Origin of the sequence: uncultured Tateyamaria sp. (genome assembly GCF_947503045.1) — a bacterium.
In the GTDB taxonomy this organism is placed as follows: Bacteria; Pseudomonadota; Alphaproteobacteria; order Rhodobacterales; family Rhodobacteraceae; genus Tateyamaria.
This window is the reverse complement of the sequence record NZ_CANNCF010000005.1, coordinates 217,904-233,591: the sequence shown is the minus strand read 5'-3', so window position 1 is coordinate 233,591 and position 15,688 is coordinate 217,904. Positions and strand designations below refer to the sequence as shown.

Annotated in this window: 13 protein-coding genes; 8 read left to right on the top strand and 5 right to left on the bottom strand. The window is 60.4% G+C overall.

The window, feature by feature from the left end; translation table 11 throughout:
* Window positions 1–2 precede the first annotated feature (2 nt).
* The 3 genes from Q1A89_RS19870 to Q1A89_RS19860 are packed head-to-tail and all read left to right on the top strand — an operon-like array spanning window position 3 to window position 5,225.
* The gene (locus tag Q1A89_RS19870; RefSeq protein ID WP_299732651.1) at window positions 3–2,366 is read left to right on the top strand and encodes an FtsX-like permease family protein; all 2,364 of its coding nucleotides are present in this window, start codon (window positions 3–5) and stop codon (window positions 2,364–2,366) included.
* Between the two features lie 4 nt (window positions 2,367–2,370).
* A complete protein-coding gene (locus Q1A89_RS19865) occupies window positions 2,371–3,582 on the top strand; it encodes an HlyD family efflux transporter periplasmic adaptor subunit (protein ID WP_299732648.1) in 1,212 nt (403 codons plus the stop codon).
* Complete coding sequence (locus tag Q1A89_RS19860; protein ID WP_299732645.1) at window positions 3,579–5,225, top strand: alpha/beta fold hydrolase; 1,647 nt, start codon at window positions 3,579–3,581, stop codon at window positions 5,223–5,225. The genes Q1A89_RS19865 and Q1A89_RS19860 overlap by 4 nt, the downstream gene beginning before the upstream one ends.
* Window positions 5,226–5,234: 9 nt before the next feature.
* On the opposite strand, the gene Q1A89_RS19855 is transcribed toward Q1A89_RS19860, so the two are convergent.
* Window positions 5,235–5,573, bottom strand: coding sequence for a phasin family protein (locus Q1A89_RS19855; RefSeq protein WP_299732642.1), 339 nt, complete (start codon window positions 5,571–5,573; stop codon window positions 5,235–5,237).
* Between the two features lie 133 nt (window positions 5,574–5,706).
* On the opposite strand from Q1A89_RS19855, the gene Q1A89_RS19850 reads away from it, so the two are divergent.
* Window positions 5,707–8,307, top strand: a complete 2,601-nt coding sequence (locus tag Q1A89_RS19850; RefSeq protein ID WP_299732639.1) for a cation-transporting P-type ATPase — start codon at window positions 5,707–5,709, stop codon at window positions 8,305–8,307.
* On the opposite strand, the gene Q1A89_RS19845 is transcribed toward Q1A89_RS19850, so the two are convergent.
* The gene (locus Q1A89_RS19845) at window positions 8,272–9,309 is read right to left on the bottom strand and encodes a hypothetical protein (RefSeq protein ID WP_299732636.1); all 1,038 of its coding nucleotides are present in this window, start codon (window positions 9,307–9,309) and stop codon (window positions 8,272–8,274) included. The two genes, Q1A89_RS19850 and Q1A89_RS19845, sit on opposite strands and share 36 nt — an antisense overlap.
* An 80-nt stretch (window positions 9,310–9,389) precedes the next feature.
* Here Q1A89_RS19845 and Q1A89_RS19840 point away from each other — a divergent pair, with 80 nt between their 5' ends.
* Window positions 9,390–10,106, top strand: coding sequence for a VIT1/CCC1 transporter family protein (locus tag Q1A89_RS19840; protein ID WP_299732633.1), 717 nt, complete (start codon window positions 9,390–9,392; stop codon window positions 10,104–10,106).
* A gap of 69 nt (window positions 10,107–10,175) precedes the next feature.
* Window positions 10,176–11,327, top strand: coding sequence for a site-2 protease family protein (locus Q1A89_RS19835; protein ID WP_299732630.1), 1,152 nt, complete (start codon window positions 10,176–10,178; stop codon window positions 11,325–11,327).
* Between the two features lie 96 nt (window positions 11,328–11,423).
* On the opposite strand, the gene Q1A89_RS19830 is transcribed toward Q1A89_RS19835, so the two are convergent.
* Entirely contained in the window at window positions 11,424–11,870 is a 447-nt protein-coding gene (locus tag Q1A89_RS19830; RefSeq protein ID WP_299732627.1) for a universal stress protein, read from the bottom strand.
* A gap of 184 nt (window positions 11,871–12,054) precedes the next feature.
* Here Q1A89_RS19830 and Q1A89_RS19825 point away from each other — a divergent pair, with 184 nt between their 5' ends.
* Window positions 12,055–13,605 (top strand): PAS domain S-box protein, encoded by a 1,551-nt coding sequence (locus tag Q1A89_RS19825; protein WP_299732624.1) that lies wholly within the window; start codon window positions 12,055–12,057, stop codon window positions 13,603–13,605.
* On the opposite strand, the gene Q1A89_RS19820 is transcribed toward Q1A89_RS19825, so the two are convergent.
* On the bottom strand, window positions 13,572–14,336 hold the full coding sequence (locus Q1A89_RS19820) for a response regulator (protein ID WP_299732621.1): 765 nt from the start codon (window positions 14,334–14,336) through the stop codon (window positions 13,572–13,574). The genes Q1A89_RS19825 and Q1A89_RS19820 overlap by 34 nt on opposite strands.
* Window positions 14,337–14,506: 170 nt before the next feature.
* Between Q1A89_RS19820 and Q1A89_RS19815 the strand changes: the two genes are divergently transcribed.
* On the top strand, window positions 14,507–15,181 hold the full coding sequence (locus Q1A89_RS19815; protein ID WP_299732618.1) for a helix-turn-helix domain-containing protein: 675 nt from the start codon (window positions 14,507–14,509) through the stop codon (window positions 15,179–15,181).
* Window positions 15,182–15,249: 68 nt separating this feature from the next.
* Here the strand turns inward: Q1A89_RS19815 and Q1A89_RS19810 are convergent, their stop codons facing one another.
* Window positions 15,250–15,681, bottom strand: coding sequence for a DUF2267 domain-containing protein (locus Q1A89_RS19810; protein ID WP_299732615.1), 432 nt, complete (start codon window positions 15,679–15,681; stop codon window positions 15,250–15,252).
* Between the last annotated feature and the right edge of the window lie 7 nt (window positions 15,682–15,688).

The following is a 15,688-nucleotide window of genomic DNA, read 5'->3' as shown; positions in this document are numbered from 1 at the left end:
GGATGCAGGCCATAGACCGTAAATTGCTGCGCGATTTCAAGCGATTGTGGATACAGGCGCTTGCCATTGCGCTGGTCCTGGCATGTGGTGTGGCAATCTTGCTGACCTCTGTAGGTATGTACACCGCGCTTTCGGAAACGCGCACCGCCTATTACGAGCGCAACCGATTTGCGGACGTCTTTGCCGTGGCCCGACGCGCGCCCTTGTCCCTTCTGTCGGAAATTGCTCAGATCGATGGGGTGCTGGGCGTTGAGGCGCGGATATCGGGCGAAGCGATCCTTGATATCCCGGGCCGTACGCGCACAGCCGTGGGGCACATCCTGTCCTATCCCGAAACCGCTGATCCTGTGCTGAATGTTCCTCTGCTGGTCTCGGGTCGGTTTCCCGATCCGCTCAGCACGGACGAGATTGTGGTGAACGCTCCCTTTGCGCAGGCCAACGGGTTTGTTGAGGGTGACAGTTTCAGCGCCAATTTGCGTGGCCAGAAACGCGAGTTGACCATTGTCGGCACCGTGTTGTCGCCCGAATTCATCTACACCATCGGCCCAGGCGCGATGATGCCCGACAATGCAGTGTTCGGGATCATCTGGATGCCCGAACGCGCGGCGGCGGCGGCCTATGACATGACCGGGGCCTTCAACGACGTTTCGCTGTCACTGGCTGCGGGGATGCAGACGGCCCCGGCGATTGATGCGCTTGATACCCTGCTGGAACCGTTCGGAGGCCTTGGTGCCTATGACCGATCCACACATCAGTCTGACGCCTTTCTGGATGCCGAGATCGATCAGCTCAAGGGCATGGCCGCGATCCTGCCACCGATCTTTTTTGGCATCTCGGCGTTTCTGGTCAGCATGGTCATGGGCCGGATCATCGCGCTGGAACGCAGCGAGATCGGCCTGCTCAAGGCCATCGGCTATTCCAACACCGAGATCTGCCTGCACTTCCTGATGCTGGCCGGGCTGATCGCCGTTGTCGGCGTTGGCGTCGGATGGATCGCAGGCACGATACTTGCCCGCGATACGGCGGCCCAATACGCAGAATTCTTCAATTTTCCATTCGTGATTTTTCGAGTGTCCTATTGGGTCTACGCCGCTGCGGGTCTGGTCGGGTTGTTCACCACCAGCCTTGGCGCGGCCCAGGCGGCCCTCAAGGCGGCCAAACTTGCCCCTGCGATCGCGATGCAGCCCCCGGCCCCGCCCCGATTCAAACGCTCGTTCATTGATGTGGCAATGGCGCGGATGCGGCTGGCGCAATCCACCGTGATGATCCTGCGTTCCTTGCTGCGCTGGCCACTGCGCAGTTTTCTGACATCGTTGGGTCTGGCCCTCGCGGTGGCGTCGGTGATTGCGGCCACGTTCATCAATGATGCATTGGATGAAATCGTCGATCTGGCGTTTTATCAAACCAACCGGCAGGACGTGATGGTGCTGTTTGCGCAGGACGTGCCCGAGGCCGCCGTGGAAAACGTGCGCCACTTGCCCGGCGTTTTGCAAACAGAAGGCCAACAAGCTCACGCTGCCATACTGCGCCACGGTCACCGCACCAAACGCACAGCCGTCGAATCCCGCCGCCCCGGCAACGATCTGAGCCGGGTGCTGGATGCAGACGGCCGCCGAATCGATGTCCCGCCCGGTGGGATTGTCCTGTCCTATCGTTTGGCCGCGCATCTGGACGTGCAGGCCGGTGACAGCATCGAGGTCGAATTCCTGAGCGGTCGTCGCGAGACTTTTGCGTTGCGGGTGGTGGACCTGGTCGAACTGCGTTTCGGGCTAGGGGCCTATATGGACTTTGAGTCCATGAACGCGATGTTTCGACAGGCGCCGCGCGTCTCGATCGTGAACGTCACTCTGGATGACACCCGGATCGAAGCACTGCATGCAGCGATCAAGGACACACCGGAGATCAGCGGCCTCGTCGAGATGAACGAGAACCGCCAGTCCTTTCAGGATACGGTTGAGCAGAACATCGTGGTGATGAACACGATCTACATCGGTATTGCCGTGCTGATCACCGTTGGTGTGTCCTACAACGCAGCCCGCATCCAGTTGTCCGAGCGCGCGCGGGAACTGGCCAGCCTGCGCATCCTTGGCTTTGGCCGTGGCGAGGTCAGCTACATTCTGATCGGAGAGATGATGCTGATCGCCCTGATCGCGCAACCCTTTGGCTGGCTGATCGGTGCCTGGATCGCGCAGCTGATGTCCACCAGTTTCACCAGTGACCTCTATAGCATCCCGCTGGTGCTCAGGCCTGCAACCTTCACAACTGCCAGTCTTGTCGTGCTGTGCGCCGCCTTTGTCTCGGTGATGATCGTGCGGCGACGGCTTGACCGTCTCGATCTGGTTTCTGTCATGAAAACAAGGGAGTGACCCGATGTCTTATTCCACCCGCACAACTGTCCTGATCGGCATTGGCGTCGCGCTTGTGGCCGGGTTGTCCTATGTCAGCTTTCGCGAGGATCCCGTGCCAATCGATCTGGCCACGGTCACAAAAGGCCCGCTCGAGGTGACAATCAACGCCGAAGGTCAAAGCCAGGTGCGTGATCTGTTCGAGGTGGCCTCGCCGATCTCAGGCACCGCACTGCGCTCGCCTGTGTCCGAAGGGGATCTGGTGCAGGGTGGTGAAACGGTGGTTGCCGTTGTGCGCCCGGCCTCATCCGCCTTGCTGGACGCCCGCGCGCAATTGCAGGCCGAGGCAGCATTACAAGAGGCCATGGCCGCGCGCCACGTCGCGCAGGCGGATTTGAAACAGGCCGAGGAAACAGCCCGTTTTGCCCAGTCCCAGTTCGTCCGAACCGAGGCCCTGGTCACCCGCGGCGTGGCATCCCTCACGCGGCTTGAGGACGACGCGCAGCGACTTGCGGTGGCCAATGCGACCATCGAGGCAGCGCAGGCCCGCATTCAGATGGCGGATGGCGCAATTGAACGCGCGCGGGCGACCCTGATGCTGCCCGACAGCCCTCAAGCTGCAAGCGAAAGCTGCTGCGTCGAGGTTCGGGCACCCAGCGATGGCGTTGTCCTGTCGGTTGCTGCAATCAGCGAACGGCCCGTGTCCATCGGCACGCCACTGGTCAGTATCGGCGATCCGCAAGAGCTCGAACTGGTCGCAGATATCCTGTCAAACGACGCGGTGCGGCTCAGTCCCGGCGCGCAGGCCTATGTCGAACGCTGGGGAGGTACGGAGGTTTTGCATGCGACACTGGACCGGATTGATCCAAAGGCCCGCACCAAAGTCTCGGCATTGGGGATCGAGGAACAGCGGGTGGATGCCTATTTTCTGATGACAACGCCTGCCGACAAACGGCCCAATCTGGGCGACGGGTTTTCGGTCTTTTTGCGCATCATCGAGTGGCGCGCAGAAGATACGCTACAGGTGCCACTCAGCGCGGTGTTTCCGTCTGACGAGGGCTGGGCGGTTTTCGTCGCGGTCGAGGGCGTGGCCGAACGGCGCGCCGTGACGCTGGGGCGGCGCAATGACCGGATGGTTCAGGTCATAAACGGTTTGGAGGTCGGTGAACGCGTCATCACCCACCCCAGCGACGAGATCACGGCAGGCGTGTCCCTCGTGGAAAGGTCGCAGTTATGAGTGCGGATCAAGCCCGCCCTGCCGGACTTGACGCGCAATGGCATGCGGCGCTGGCGCAGTTGACCGGAGGGCTTTCACCCTCAGCCCTTGCGACGGCTTATCTGGATTGGTGGCTGCACATTGCTGGATCGCCGGAAAAACAGGCTGAATTGCTCAAACTCGCCCTTGAAGGTGCAGAACCGCAAGAACGCAGCGATCCCAGGTTTGCCGATCCGGCATGGGATGCCTTTCCCTATTCCCATTTGGCGCAAGGCTTTTTGGCCACTCAAAACTGGTGGGATGCCGCCACAACCGATGTGCACGGCGTGGACCCCAAACACGCCAGCATCGTGAACTTCGCAGCACGCCAATGGCTTGATATGCTGTCCCCTGCCAACTTTGCCGCGACGAACCCGCTGGTCCGAAAACGCACGCAAGAGGAACAGGGGCAAAACCTGCTGCGCGGGGCGCGTTACTGGATGGAGGATTTCAACCGTCTTCTGGCGAAAGCGCCACGCACCTCGGGCCGTCACAAAGTTGGCAAGGATCTGGCCACGACCCCCGGGGATGTGGTGATGCGCAATGCGCTGGTCGAGCTGATCCTCTACCGCCCGACCACAGAAATCGTTCATCGCGAACCGATCCTGATTGTGCCCGCGTGGATCATGAAATTCTATATTCTGGATTTGACGGCGCAACGCTCGCTGGTTGCCTATCTGCGCGATCAGGGGTTCGAGGTTTTCATCCTGTCCTGGAAAAACCCGGACGAGGCGGACGCAGACCTGTCCCTGCAGGACTATGTCGACCTCGGCGTGCGCGCCGCCATCCAGCATATCAAGGACATCGGGCATCCGCGCCTGCATGCTGCTGGCTATTGTCTGGGCGGTACGCTTTTGTCGATTGTCTCGGCGGCTTTGGCGCGCGACGGGGATGACTGCCTGGCCAGCGTCAGCCTGTTGGCCGCGCAGGTGGATTTTTCCGAACCCGGCGAGTTGGGCCTGTTCATCAACGAAAGTCAGGTGGCGTTTCTTGAGGACCTGATGGCAACGCGCGGCTATCTGAAAGCGGACCAGATGACCGGTGCGTTCCAGCTCTTGCGCTCCAATGACCTGATCTGGAGCCGGGTGATCCGCCACTATCTGCTGGGCGAACGCACGGCGGACAATCCGCTGATGGCATGGAACGCCGATGCAACTCGGATGCCTGCCCGCATGCACACCGAATATCTGCGCCGGCTGTTCCTCAAAAACGATCTGGCAAAGGGGCGGTTCAAGGTGGATGGCAAGGCGGTGGCCCTGAGCGACATCCGCGCGGATATCTATTGCGTCGCAACCGAGACCGATCATGTCTCGCCCTGGACGTCGGTGTACCGTTTGGCGTTGCTGAGCGACACCGACGTCACATTTGTTCTGACCAATGGCGGGCACAATGGCGGCATCCTTTCAGAGCCCGGCCACAAGGGTCGCCATTTCCGCAGCGGGCACAAGGCCGAAGGCGATGCGCACATCACCGCACCCAAATGGTATGACGCTCACAGCCCGCAAGACGGGTCGTGGTGGCCTCACTGGGCGGGATGGCTGCAACAGCACAGCAATGAACGAACGCAAACGGCGGCCCCCCAGAAAACACTGGGGGCCGCGCCGGGTCGTCACGTTCTTGGATAGCCGCAGCGCTCAGTTCTTTTTGGGTGCAAAGGCCTTGGTGCCCATCTCCACCAGTTTGCCGGTTTCGGCCTGATACTGATCCATCGCTTTCTGGATGAATTGCGCCTGAATGTGCTGCAGGTCTGCCACGTTCTGACAATGCAGAATCTGATGCTGGGTTTTCACGTCTTCCTTGATCCGTTCGGCCACGAAATGGGCCACCTCGGCGCTCATGTCGCTGATGGCCTCCGCCCATGCTGTGCCCATGCCCATCATACTGCCCAATCCCGCCTCCTGAAGCTGCGTGATCGCGTTGAACGGCGCATCGGACGTCGGTGACTTGTCCTCGGTTGGTGACTTGTCGGCCATCTCTGGTCCTCCGGTTTGTGGTGACATGCGACGATCATATGCGGCCCATACCTGCGTGCTTTGACATGGCTCAATCAGCGGTGGTGATTGTTGCCGATACCTGCATCAACACTTCCCGCGCAGAGGATGCAGAATGGCCGATACGCAACTCCCCACCGGACTGACCGACGCTGACGTGCTTGCAGCCCGGCGCGTGCATGGTTGGAACGAATTGCCCAAGGTGAAACAGACAGGCCCCTTGCGGGTGCTGCTGCGCCAGTTTTCGAGCTTTCTTGTGTTGATCCTGATCATTGCAGCGGCCGTCGCCGTCGCCCTTGGCGAACGGGTGGACGCGCTGACCATCGGATTGGTCGTGGTGCTGAATGCGGGCCTCGGCTTTGTGCAGGAATGGAAGGCCGAAACCGCGCTGAGCGCCTTGCGCGAGATGCTGTCGCCGCAGGCGCTGGTCCTGCGCGATGGTCGCGAGCAGATTGTCGCCGCCCGCGACATCGTACCGGGCGACATCCTGATCCTGACACCGGGCACCAAGGTTGCCGCAGATGCGCGCGTGCTGCACGCCGCGGACCTGTCGATCGATGAAAGCGTGCTGACCGGGGAATCCGTGCCAGTCTCCAAAGGGGTCGCGCCCGAACATGCCGAAGTGTTTGCAGGCACCTCCGTCACGTCCGGGCGGGCAGAAGTGTGCGTCACCGCAACAGGGCCCGCCACTGAATTTGGCAAGATCGCGCATTTGACGGGATCGGTCGGGACCAAGACAACCAATCTGCAAATCAAGCTTGGGCATCTGGCGCGTCAACTGGGGATTGCGGCGCTTTTGGTCGCGGCAGCGGTTGCCGGGCTTGGCATCTGGCTGGGCCGTGATCTGACGGAAATGGTGATGACCGGCCTGTCCTTGTCGGTTGCCATGGTGCCCGAAGGGTTGCCCGCCGTAGTGACCATCACCCTGGCCCTTGGTGCCACGGCGATGGTGCGTCAGAACGCGCTGGCCCGCCGCTTGCAGGCGGTCGAGACCCTCGGCGCGGCGTCGGTGATATGCACCGACAAGACCGGCACATTAACCGAAAACAAAATGACCGCGACTCAGGTCTGGACGCTGGATCGGCAATATCGGGTGACCGGCACTGGGTACGATCCGGCGGGGCATATCGAATGGAACGGCACGCGGATACGGGCGGCGGATGATGCGGTGCTGGGCGCGGTCCTGAAAACCGGCCTTTATTGCAGTCATGCGCATCTGACCCGCACCGGCGATGGCTGGCAGATGGTCGGTGCCCCGACCGAAGGGGCGCTGATCACCCTGGGCTACAAGGGGTGGTGCGACCTGCCGCAAGAGCGCAACCTGATGGCGGAGCTGCCTTTCAGCAGTGCGCGCAAACGGATGTCCGTCTTGTATCAAAGCGCAGAGGGGCCCGAAATCCTGACCAAGGGCGCGCCGGAACAAGTGCTTGAGGTCTGCACCCATGTGATGACGCAGACCGGTGCCCGCCCGATCGGCGAGACAGAGCACCAAGACATCGAGGCAGCCTATGCGAGATTGGCGAAACAAGGCCTGCGCGTCATGGGCTTTGCCTGCCGCCCGGCGCCGGATCACCAGATTGCCGAAGGTAGCATGACCTTTCTCGGGCTGGTCGGCCTGATTGATCCGCCGCGCGTCGAAGTCCGGGACGCCATTGCGATGGCGCACTCAGCAGGCATTCGCGTCGTGATGATCACCGGTGACAGCCCGATCACTGCCGATGCCATCGCCCGACAACTTGCTTTGCCCGTGACGCGGCAACTGACCGGAGCGGACCTGGATGGATTGGATGCCATACAACTCAGCGACGTGCTGCAAGCTGATGTCCTGTTTGCCCGCACCAAGCCCGAACAGAAAATGCGCATCGTGTCGGTCCTGCAAGCGCAGGGGCAGATTGTGGCGATGACAGGCGATGGGGTCAACGACGCGCCCGCCCTCAAACAGGCCGACATCGGCGTGTCCATGGGGATCAGGGGCACGGATGTCGCGCGGGACGCATCCGATTTGGTTCTACTCGATGACAACTTTGCCACGATCGTGCGGGCCATCGGCGAGGGACGGCGGCAGTTCGCAAATGTGCAGAAGTTTGTTCGCTATCTTCTGTCGTCCAACGCGGGTGAAGTCATCGCATTGGTCATCAATATCGCCATCGGCGGTCCTCTGGTCTTTCTCGCCACACAAATTCTATGGATGAACCTTGTGACCGATGGGGTCACCGCCGTTGCCCTCGGGTTGGAAAAATCCGAGCCGGATCAGATGCAACAGCCACCGCGCCACAAGGACACTCCGATCTTGGGGACCAGCGGGATTGTCACGATTGTCCTGTTGGGCACCTATACTGGCCTCTCCAGCCTCTGGATCTTCTTTCACTTGATGGATCAGGGTGTGGAGCTGGCGCGGACAGCGGCCTTCACCGCCATGGTGGTTTTTGAAAAGGTCAGCGTCTTTGCCTTTCGGTCCCTGCGTCTGACAAGCTGGCGCATCGGGTGGTTCAGCAACCCGTTTCTGTTGATCGCGCTTGCCGTAACGCTTGGGGCGCAGGTGGCGGCTGTCTATTGGCCACCGCTTCAGCTGCTGCTGCACACGGTGCCTATCGGGGGGGACGAATGGCTGCTGATCGGTGCCTTTGCGCTTCCCATCCTCGTGGTGCCGGAGATCGCAAAGGCGCTGCGCCCCGCCCCGCTACCGCGCGACGTAATAGGCCACAAGACTTCCTAGAAAGGTCAGCAGAACCAGAATGGAGTCCAGCCCAAACTCACCCAGCCGCGGCTTGCGCCGCACGATCAGCCCAGTGAGAAAAATGGCGGTGACCGCCAGCCCAAAGGCCAGTGCAAGGCTGACGGTGCGTGATGTGTCTTGCAGGATCGGCCCGGCGCGAAACAGCATATCCGCCGGCAGGACCAACACCAGCATGATCAGATTGCTGCCAAAGATGTTTGAAATTGCCATTGTGTAGGCCCCGATGCGCACGGCGGCGATGCTGGTTGTCAGCTCAGGCAGAGAGGTTGCCGCCGCCAGCAGCGTGACCCCGACAAACCCGGTGCCCAGTCCCGACTGATCCGCAATCCGCTCGGCAAAGACGACCAACAGCAGACCAAAGACGAGAATGGCAAGGCAGGCCGCAGCCGCCTGCCAGATCAGCGCGGCGTTCCCCGCATCATTCAGCCCAGTCGGGGCAGGAAAGGCCAGCGGATCGGGATCGGGCAGATCGACAGGCACCCAATCGCTGCTGTCGTCATAGCGCCGCAACAACCAGATGGCACCGCAATAGATCACACCGATGGCAATGCTGCCCAGACCAACCCCCGCAATCACAAAAGTCTCGCCCAGATTGGTGACGATCAACGCAACCGACAAGAGCAGCACCAGCAACGTCGCTTCGAGCGCGTGATTGGCCTTGCGTGGATAATTGGTGATCGGGCCGCGCGCCCAGAAATCCGACATCGCCAGAATGGCCGTCTGCAAGGCAATCCCGCCAAAAAGGTTGTTCAGCACCAGATCGCGTGCTTGCTGCGCGGCTGCAGTCAGCGTCGTTGCAACTTCGGGCAAAGACGTGGCGAGCGACAACAGCAACAGGCCGACCAGCGACTTGGCCAGCCGGAACCGGTCCGCCAGCGCGTCCGCCGTGTAGGCAAGGCGCGCGCCCGCAATCCACACGCAAGCCGCGCAGGCCGCGAAGACCAGCAGACTTTGACCAAGCGTTGTGACGGGAATGTGCATCGCATTGGGTTAGCGAGATCTGCGCCCATGCCCTTGATTTTCCTCAATCGCCTGTCGATGCCGTATCCTATCGTCCGGCCATGACCATTGAGCATGGGCACAGCCCGCAAGAGATCACGCGTCGCCTGTCCGAAGGTCAGCGCTACAGCCCGTTAAAGGATATGATCTACGGCGGGATCGACGGCGCGGTGACGACCTTTGCCATTGTCGCAGGGGTGGAAGGCGCCGGGTTGTCGCACAGCATCATCGTCGCGCTTGGGCTGGCAAACATTCTGGCCGACGGGTTTTCCATGGCCGCCAGCAACTATTCCGGAACCAAGGCCGAACTGGATGACCGCAAACGCATCATCCAAATCGAACAACGTCACATCGCCAACCATCGCGAAGGCGAGATGGAGGAATTGCGCCAAATCCTTGCCTTGCGCGGATTGTCCGGCATCGTTTTGACGCAAGCCACGGCCGCGATTGCACAAAACGAGGAGAATTGGATCGCTCTGATGCTGACGGATGAATACGGTCTGACGCGAGATGATCCCAACCCCTTGCGCGCGGCACTGGCCACTTTTGCCGCGTTTCTGATGGCGGGCGCCGTGCCCCTGATCCCGTTTGTCTTTGGCCTGCACGACCCGTTTGCCCTGTCCGTCTGCGCAACGCTGATCACCTTCTTTCTGATCGGGGCCGGAAAGAGCCGCTGGTCCTTGGCCAAATGGTGGAGGTCAGGCGCCGAGACGCTGTTGATCGGCGGGGTCGCTGCACTATTGGCCTATGGCGTCGGCGGCTTGTTCCACCCTGGCTGATCTTACTTGAGCAAAGTCAATGCATTGCAAGTCTTGCAGGCTAGGATCGCCTTAAGGATAGGCCTGATCATGTTCGCAAGCTCCGTAAAACTCTTTTCCATCAACACATTCGATATCAGGATCGATCCGAGTTGGCTGATCATTGCGGCCCTGATCACCTGGAGCCTGTCGCAGCAGTATTTTCCTGACGCGGTGCCGGGCCATTCGGACCATGCCTATCTTGCGATGGCGGTCATCGCGATGCTGGGTCTGTTTGCGTCGCTACTGGTGCACGAATTGGCCCATTCCATTGTCGCCCGCCACTTGGGGGTGCCAATCAAATCCATCACATTGTTCCTGTTCGGCGGGGTGGCCGAACTTGAGGCCGAGCCGAAATCGGGGCTCAGCGAGCTGTGGATTGCACTTGCCGGTCCGCTGGTCTCGTTTGTTTTAGCGTTCGGTTTCTGGGGCATGTCCGGAGTGGCCAGCCTGACGGGCCTTGGGTCGGCGAGTGTCGAAATTCTGTCCTATCTGGCGCTGATCAATCTGCTGCTGGCCTTGTTCAACATGGTGCCCGCCTTTCCGCTGGATGGCGGTCGCGTGTTGCGGGCCTATCTCTGGCATCGTTCTGGCGACGTTCTGGCGGCGACGCGCACAGCCACGCGATCCGGCACGTTCTTTGCGTATTTCCTGATGGCGCTTGGGATCACGGCCATGTTTCAGGGCGCGCTTGTCGTCGGCCTGTGGCAGATGTTGATCGGCGGCTTTGTCCTGATGGCGGCGCGCGCGGCCTACACGGCGCAACTGACAAAATCGGTGTTGGAGGGGCAGGACGTCGAGACGTTGATGACCCGTGACCCGATCACCGTCAGCCCCGAAACGACCCTTGCCGCCTTGGTCAATCAGATCATGCTGCGCCACAATGTCAGTTTCGTGCCCGTCGTGGAGGGGTCGGTGTTGTTGGGCCATATCGACCGTTTGGTGCTGTCCGGCATTGATCGGGAAAACTGGGCCAGCACCCGCGTGGGCGACGTTTTCGTCGGTCTGCGGGACGACGTGATGGTGACGCCTGACACGTCCCTGCCGGACATACTGAATAGGATCAGGCAGACGGGGCGTCGAAAATTCCTCGTTGTGTCTGAGCACAGCCTGAAGGGGGTGATGACATTGTCCGATTTGACCCACGGCCTGACAGCAGAAACGCTGAGGCAAGATCAGAGGGGCACCGCCGAATCCTCGTAGATGACGGCACAAACGGGTTTGATTGAGCGCGGAATGAACAAGACTCCGATCCCTAGGCAATTTGAAAGCGACCTAAGGCAGGAAACGCCGAAAACTTTAAACCACTGACAGGCAAGCACATTTCGCAAGGTGATTGATGCGCTGGGTTGTGCTGCCAAGAACCAGACTGGACAGGCCGCTGAGTCCGCGACGCCCAGTCACGATCAGGTCGGCACCGATCTCTTCCGCATGCTGCAGCAGTTCGGTGGCCGCCTCGCCATGCGGCATATGGGTTTTGACCTTTTCAAACCCCAGGTCGGCGGCGATGGCCAGAACCTCGTCCAGAACATGCTGCCCTGCCTTTTCGATCTCGTCAAAGCTCGGCAAGGTGATTGCCGCGCGATAACCCGAAACCGCGCCAACCACGAAGGCGGCCGTTTCCGCATGCGGGACATGAACCAGCGTCACAGTACCCGAATAATACTTGCCAAGATCAAAAGCGATCCGGGCCGCATCCTTGGATTTCTGCGAGCCGTCCAGGCCAACGATGATGTTTGTGAACATGGTCTTTTTCCTTTGATGATGCCCTAGCCTGCAAAAAACGTGCGCGCACGCCGATGCGGGACAGGTCCCCACTATGTCTTCCCGAGCTTTGTCACGGCAAAATCGACGACCCTTGATGCATATCAATTCCAGCTTGCGCCACAGGCGCAGCATTTGGCAGGGTCAGTCAAAAGGGACACCTGTCATGGCCGATACTGCAACCGATAGTGCCGTCTTGCATGCCATCATGGACGCGGCGGTGGATGCGATAGTTGTTTCGGATCAGGCAGGTAAGATATTGCGCACAAACGCCGCTGCCGCGCGCATGTTCCAATTCGACGTGGCCGACATGCTGGGCCAGAGCGTCAACATTCTGATGCCCAAGGCCCTGGCCGCATTGCACGACGGGTTCATGTCCCACCACATCAAGACGGGCGAAAAGCGGATCATCGACATCGGCCGCGACGTTGAGGGGCAGCGCAAGGACGGTACCGTGTTCCCGCTGCACCTGTCCGTGGGCCATTCGCGGGTCGAGGGCAAGCGCCTGTTTATCGCAATCCTGCATGACCGCACCCACCGCAAGGCAACCGAGGATGCACTGGCCCGCTCGCAGCGCCTTGATGCCATTGGCGCGTTGACCGGTGGCATCGCCCACGATTTCAACAACCTGCTGACCGTGATCATGGGCAATCTGGAATTGCTCGAGATGCGCGGCGCGGATGAGCGCCAGATGCCGTTGATCAAGGACGCGCTGGCCTCTGCCGAAATGGGCGCTGACCTGACGACGCGGTTGATGGTCTTTGCCCGGCAGAGCAATCTCAAACCGGTCAAATCCGACCTGCGCGAACTATGTGCCAACACCCTCTCCCTGCTCAAACGGACCATCGGGGCGACCTATCGGATTCAGTCCGATTTTGCCGAGGACCTTGCGCCGGTAATGATCGACCCGGTTCAACTGCAATCCGCCCTGATGAACCTCGCGCTGAATGCCCGCGATGCGATGGGTGCGGGGGGAGAGTTGCTGGTATCCATCGCCAATGTCACCATCGACGACAGCTATATGGCGCAGGAAACCGATATCGCGCCGGGGGAATACGTGCGGCTGTCTATCAGCGACGATGGTGCGGGCATGAGCATCGAGGCGCAGCGCCGCGCGTTCGAGCCGTTCTTTACCACCAAGGCAGACACAGGCGGCACGGGATTGGGACTGGCGATGGTCTATGGCTTTGTCCGCCAATCCGGTGGTCACGTCACGCTTTATAGCGAGCTTGGTCTGGGTTCGAGTTTCGGTCTCTATTTCCCCGCCTTGGTTGAGGAGTCCACGACAGGCAGCGCCGGTCACACAACAGGCGAAAAACAGACCCCGCCCCGTGGCAACGGCGAGACGATTCTGATCGTCGAGGACAACGCGCGCGTGCGCCAACTGTCGATCGAGCGCATTCGCGATCTGGGATTTGCAACCCTTGAGGCGGAAAGCGGCGATCAGGCCTATGCGATGCTGAAGGGCGGCACGCAGGTCGACGTGGTGTTCTCTGATCTCGTAATGCCGGGCGGGCTGAACGGCTATGATCTGGCAGCGAAGATCGCGGCTGAATTTCCCAAGCTCAAAGTGTTACTCACCTCGGGATATGCCAGTGACGTGGTCACCGGGTCGATGGCGCATGACACGCCCTTTGACATCCTGCACAAACCCTACCGCCAATCAGAATTGGCAACGCGTCTTCAGGCGCTTTTGGCTGGAACCGTTGAGGGCTGAACGGCCTCCACATCGCAGGCGAACGTATACCCCACACCGCGCACCGTCTTGATCAGTTTGGGGTTTGACGGATCACGCTCGATCTTTTTGCGCAGACGCGCGACCTGATTGTCGATGGTGCGATCCAGCGGGCTCCATTCCGTGCCGCCGGTCCGGTCCATCAGCTGGTCCCGCGACAGCACCCGCTTGGGGCTGTTGAGAAACACGCTGAGCAGTTTGAAATCTCCGCTGGTCAGATCGCAGGACGCATCCTCGCGGTCGATCAGCTCAAGCCGGTCGGGAAAGGCTGTCATGCCATCGAAACAGAACTGTGCCCGTTCGGATTGCCCGTCACGGATCGGCGCGCCCGCCCCCATAGCCGCAGTGGCGGACCTGCGCAGGACACTGCGCACACGGGCAATAAATTCGCGCACATGAAAGGGTTTGGTGATGTAGTCGTCGGCGCCAACTTCGAGCCCGACAACGCGGTCAATCACGTCGTCCTTGCCGGTCACCATGATGATGGGCACGTTTGACGCCGCGCGAATCTGGCGGGCGATGTCGACCCCGTTGTCAGCCCCCAGTTGAAGATCAAGCGTGACCAGACCGACAGGCATCTCTGCGAGAATGCGCATGACCTCGGTGGCGGTTTCCGCCTCGACGACGCGCGCGCCCTCATCCTCAAGCACGTTGCGCAACAGGTTGCTGATCTTGGGATCGTCCTCGACCACGAGGACTGTCTGATCTTTCATTCCGATCTCTTTTCGCGTGTTTGTGCGGCGCACCGAAACACTCAACCGCCCGCCCGCAAACCCCGTGCCGGATCTGCGCGTTACAAAACGATACAAAAAACACCACATGCACAATAATTCAGATTACACAGGCGGATCAAGGTGACCTCGACTAACCGGAGGTCTGCCAGATGTATGTCACGATACCATGCGACATTGCCCCCTTCCCGTCCACCGCACCCCTTGCCTGCAGCGCGCCAAAAGCCGCCGAAGCACGCCTGAAACCGGGTGCATACCTGTATTTCGAAGGCGACGAGGTCGAATGGTTGTACCAGGTCACCAGCGGCGTGCTGCGTCTGACCCGGCTGTTGGCAGATGGTCGCCGGCAGGTCATCGCCTTTGGCTATCCCGGCGACATCGTGGGATTTCCGGCGGCGGGGTTGCATCACACCGATTGCGAGGCCCTCACGGATGTGCGCCTACAACCGTTCCGCCGGTCCCATCTGGAAAACGGTGAGGGTGATCCTGAATTGCACCGCGCCTTGTTGCAGGCCGCTTTGCGCGAAATCAGCGCGATGCAGGATCATTTCATGATGCTGGGGCGCAAATCGGCGACGGAAAAGCTGGCCTCGTTTTTGTCCGTTCTGTCGGACCGGGTTGGTGAGGATCTGGGTGCCTACCGCCAGATCAACCTGCCGATGAGCCGGTCTGACATTGCCGATTTTTTGGGACTGACCACAGAGACCGTCAGCCGCACATTCACCCAGCTGCGCAAAAGCCAGATCATCGCGATCCACAACATTCACACGATCATCATTCAACGCCCAACCGCCTTGCGAGGCCTTGCGGAAGGCAGCGACGACTGATCTGCAAGGATTTGTGCTGCAGGGACAAGCCGGGAAAGCCTCGCAAGGTTTGTGTGGCTTTCATCCGTTCAAGGCCGGGGCCACAGGTCACGTAGATCTTCCGGCAGATTTGCGCGGACATCCTCCACTTCGCCCCGGCTGATCCGGGCGTTGAGCAAATCGAACACACACCTGATGTCCTCGCCGCCGCGATACTCTGCCGTGTCCGCCATATGGTGGCCGATGAAGGCGGTGAAATCCGCCACCCGTCTTTCCCGGATCGGCGTATTCTTGGGCACCCAACCTTCATAGTAGAAACCGCGGATCAGGACCGGCAGTTGCGCAGAAAACTGGGCCACCTCATCGACCAGCAGATGGTCGCAGATGCGGTGCAAGGTCACGCGCATCAGCCGCAAAGCAGAGCGCTTCGAGGTCCAGTCCAACCGCCCTGCCAACTCGTTGATCCACTCATGGGTCAAATGAACGCTCTGATCGATCACTTCGAGGCCCTGCGCTGTCATGGTGCGT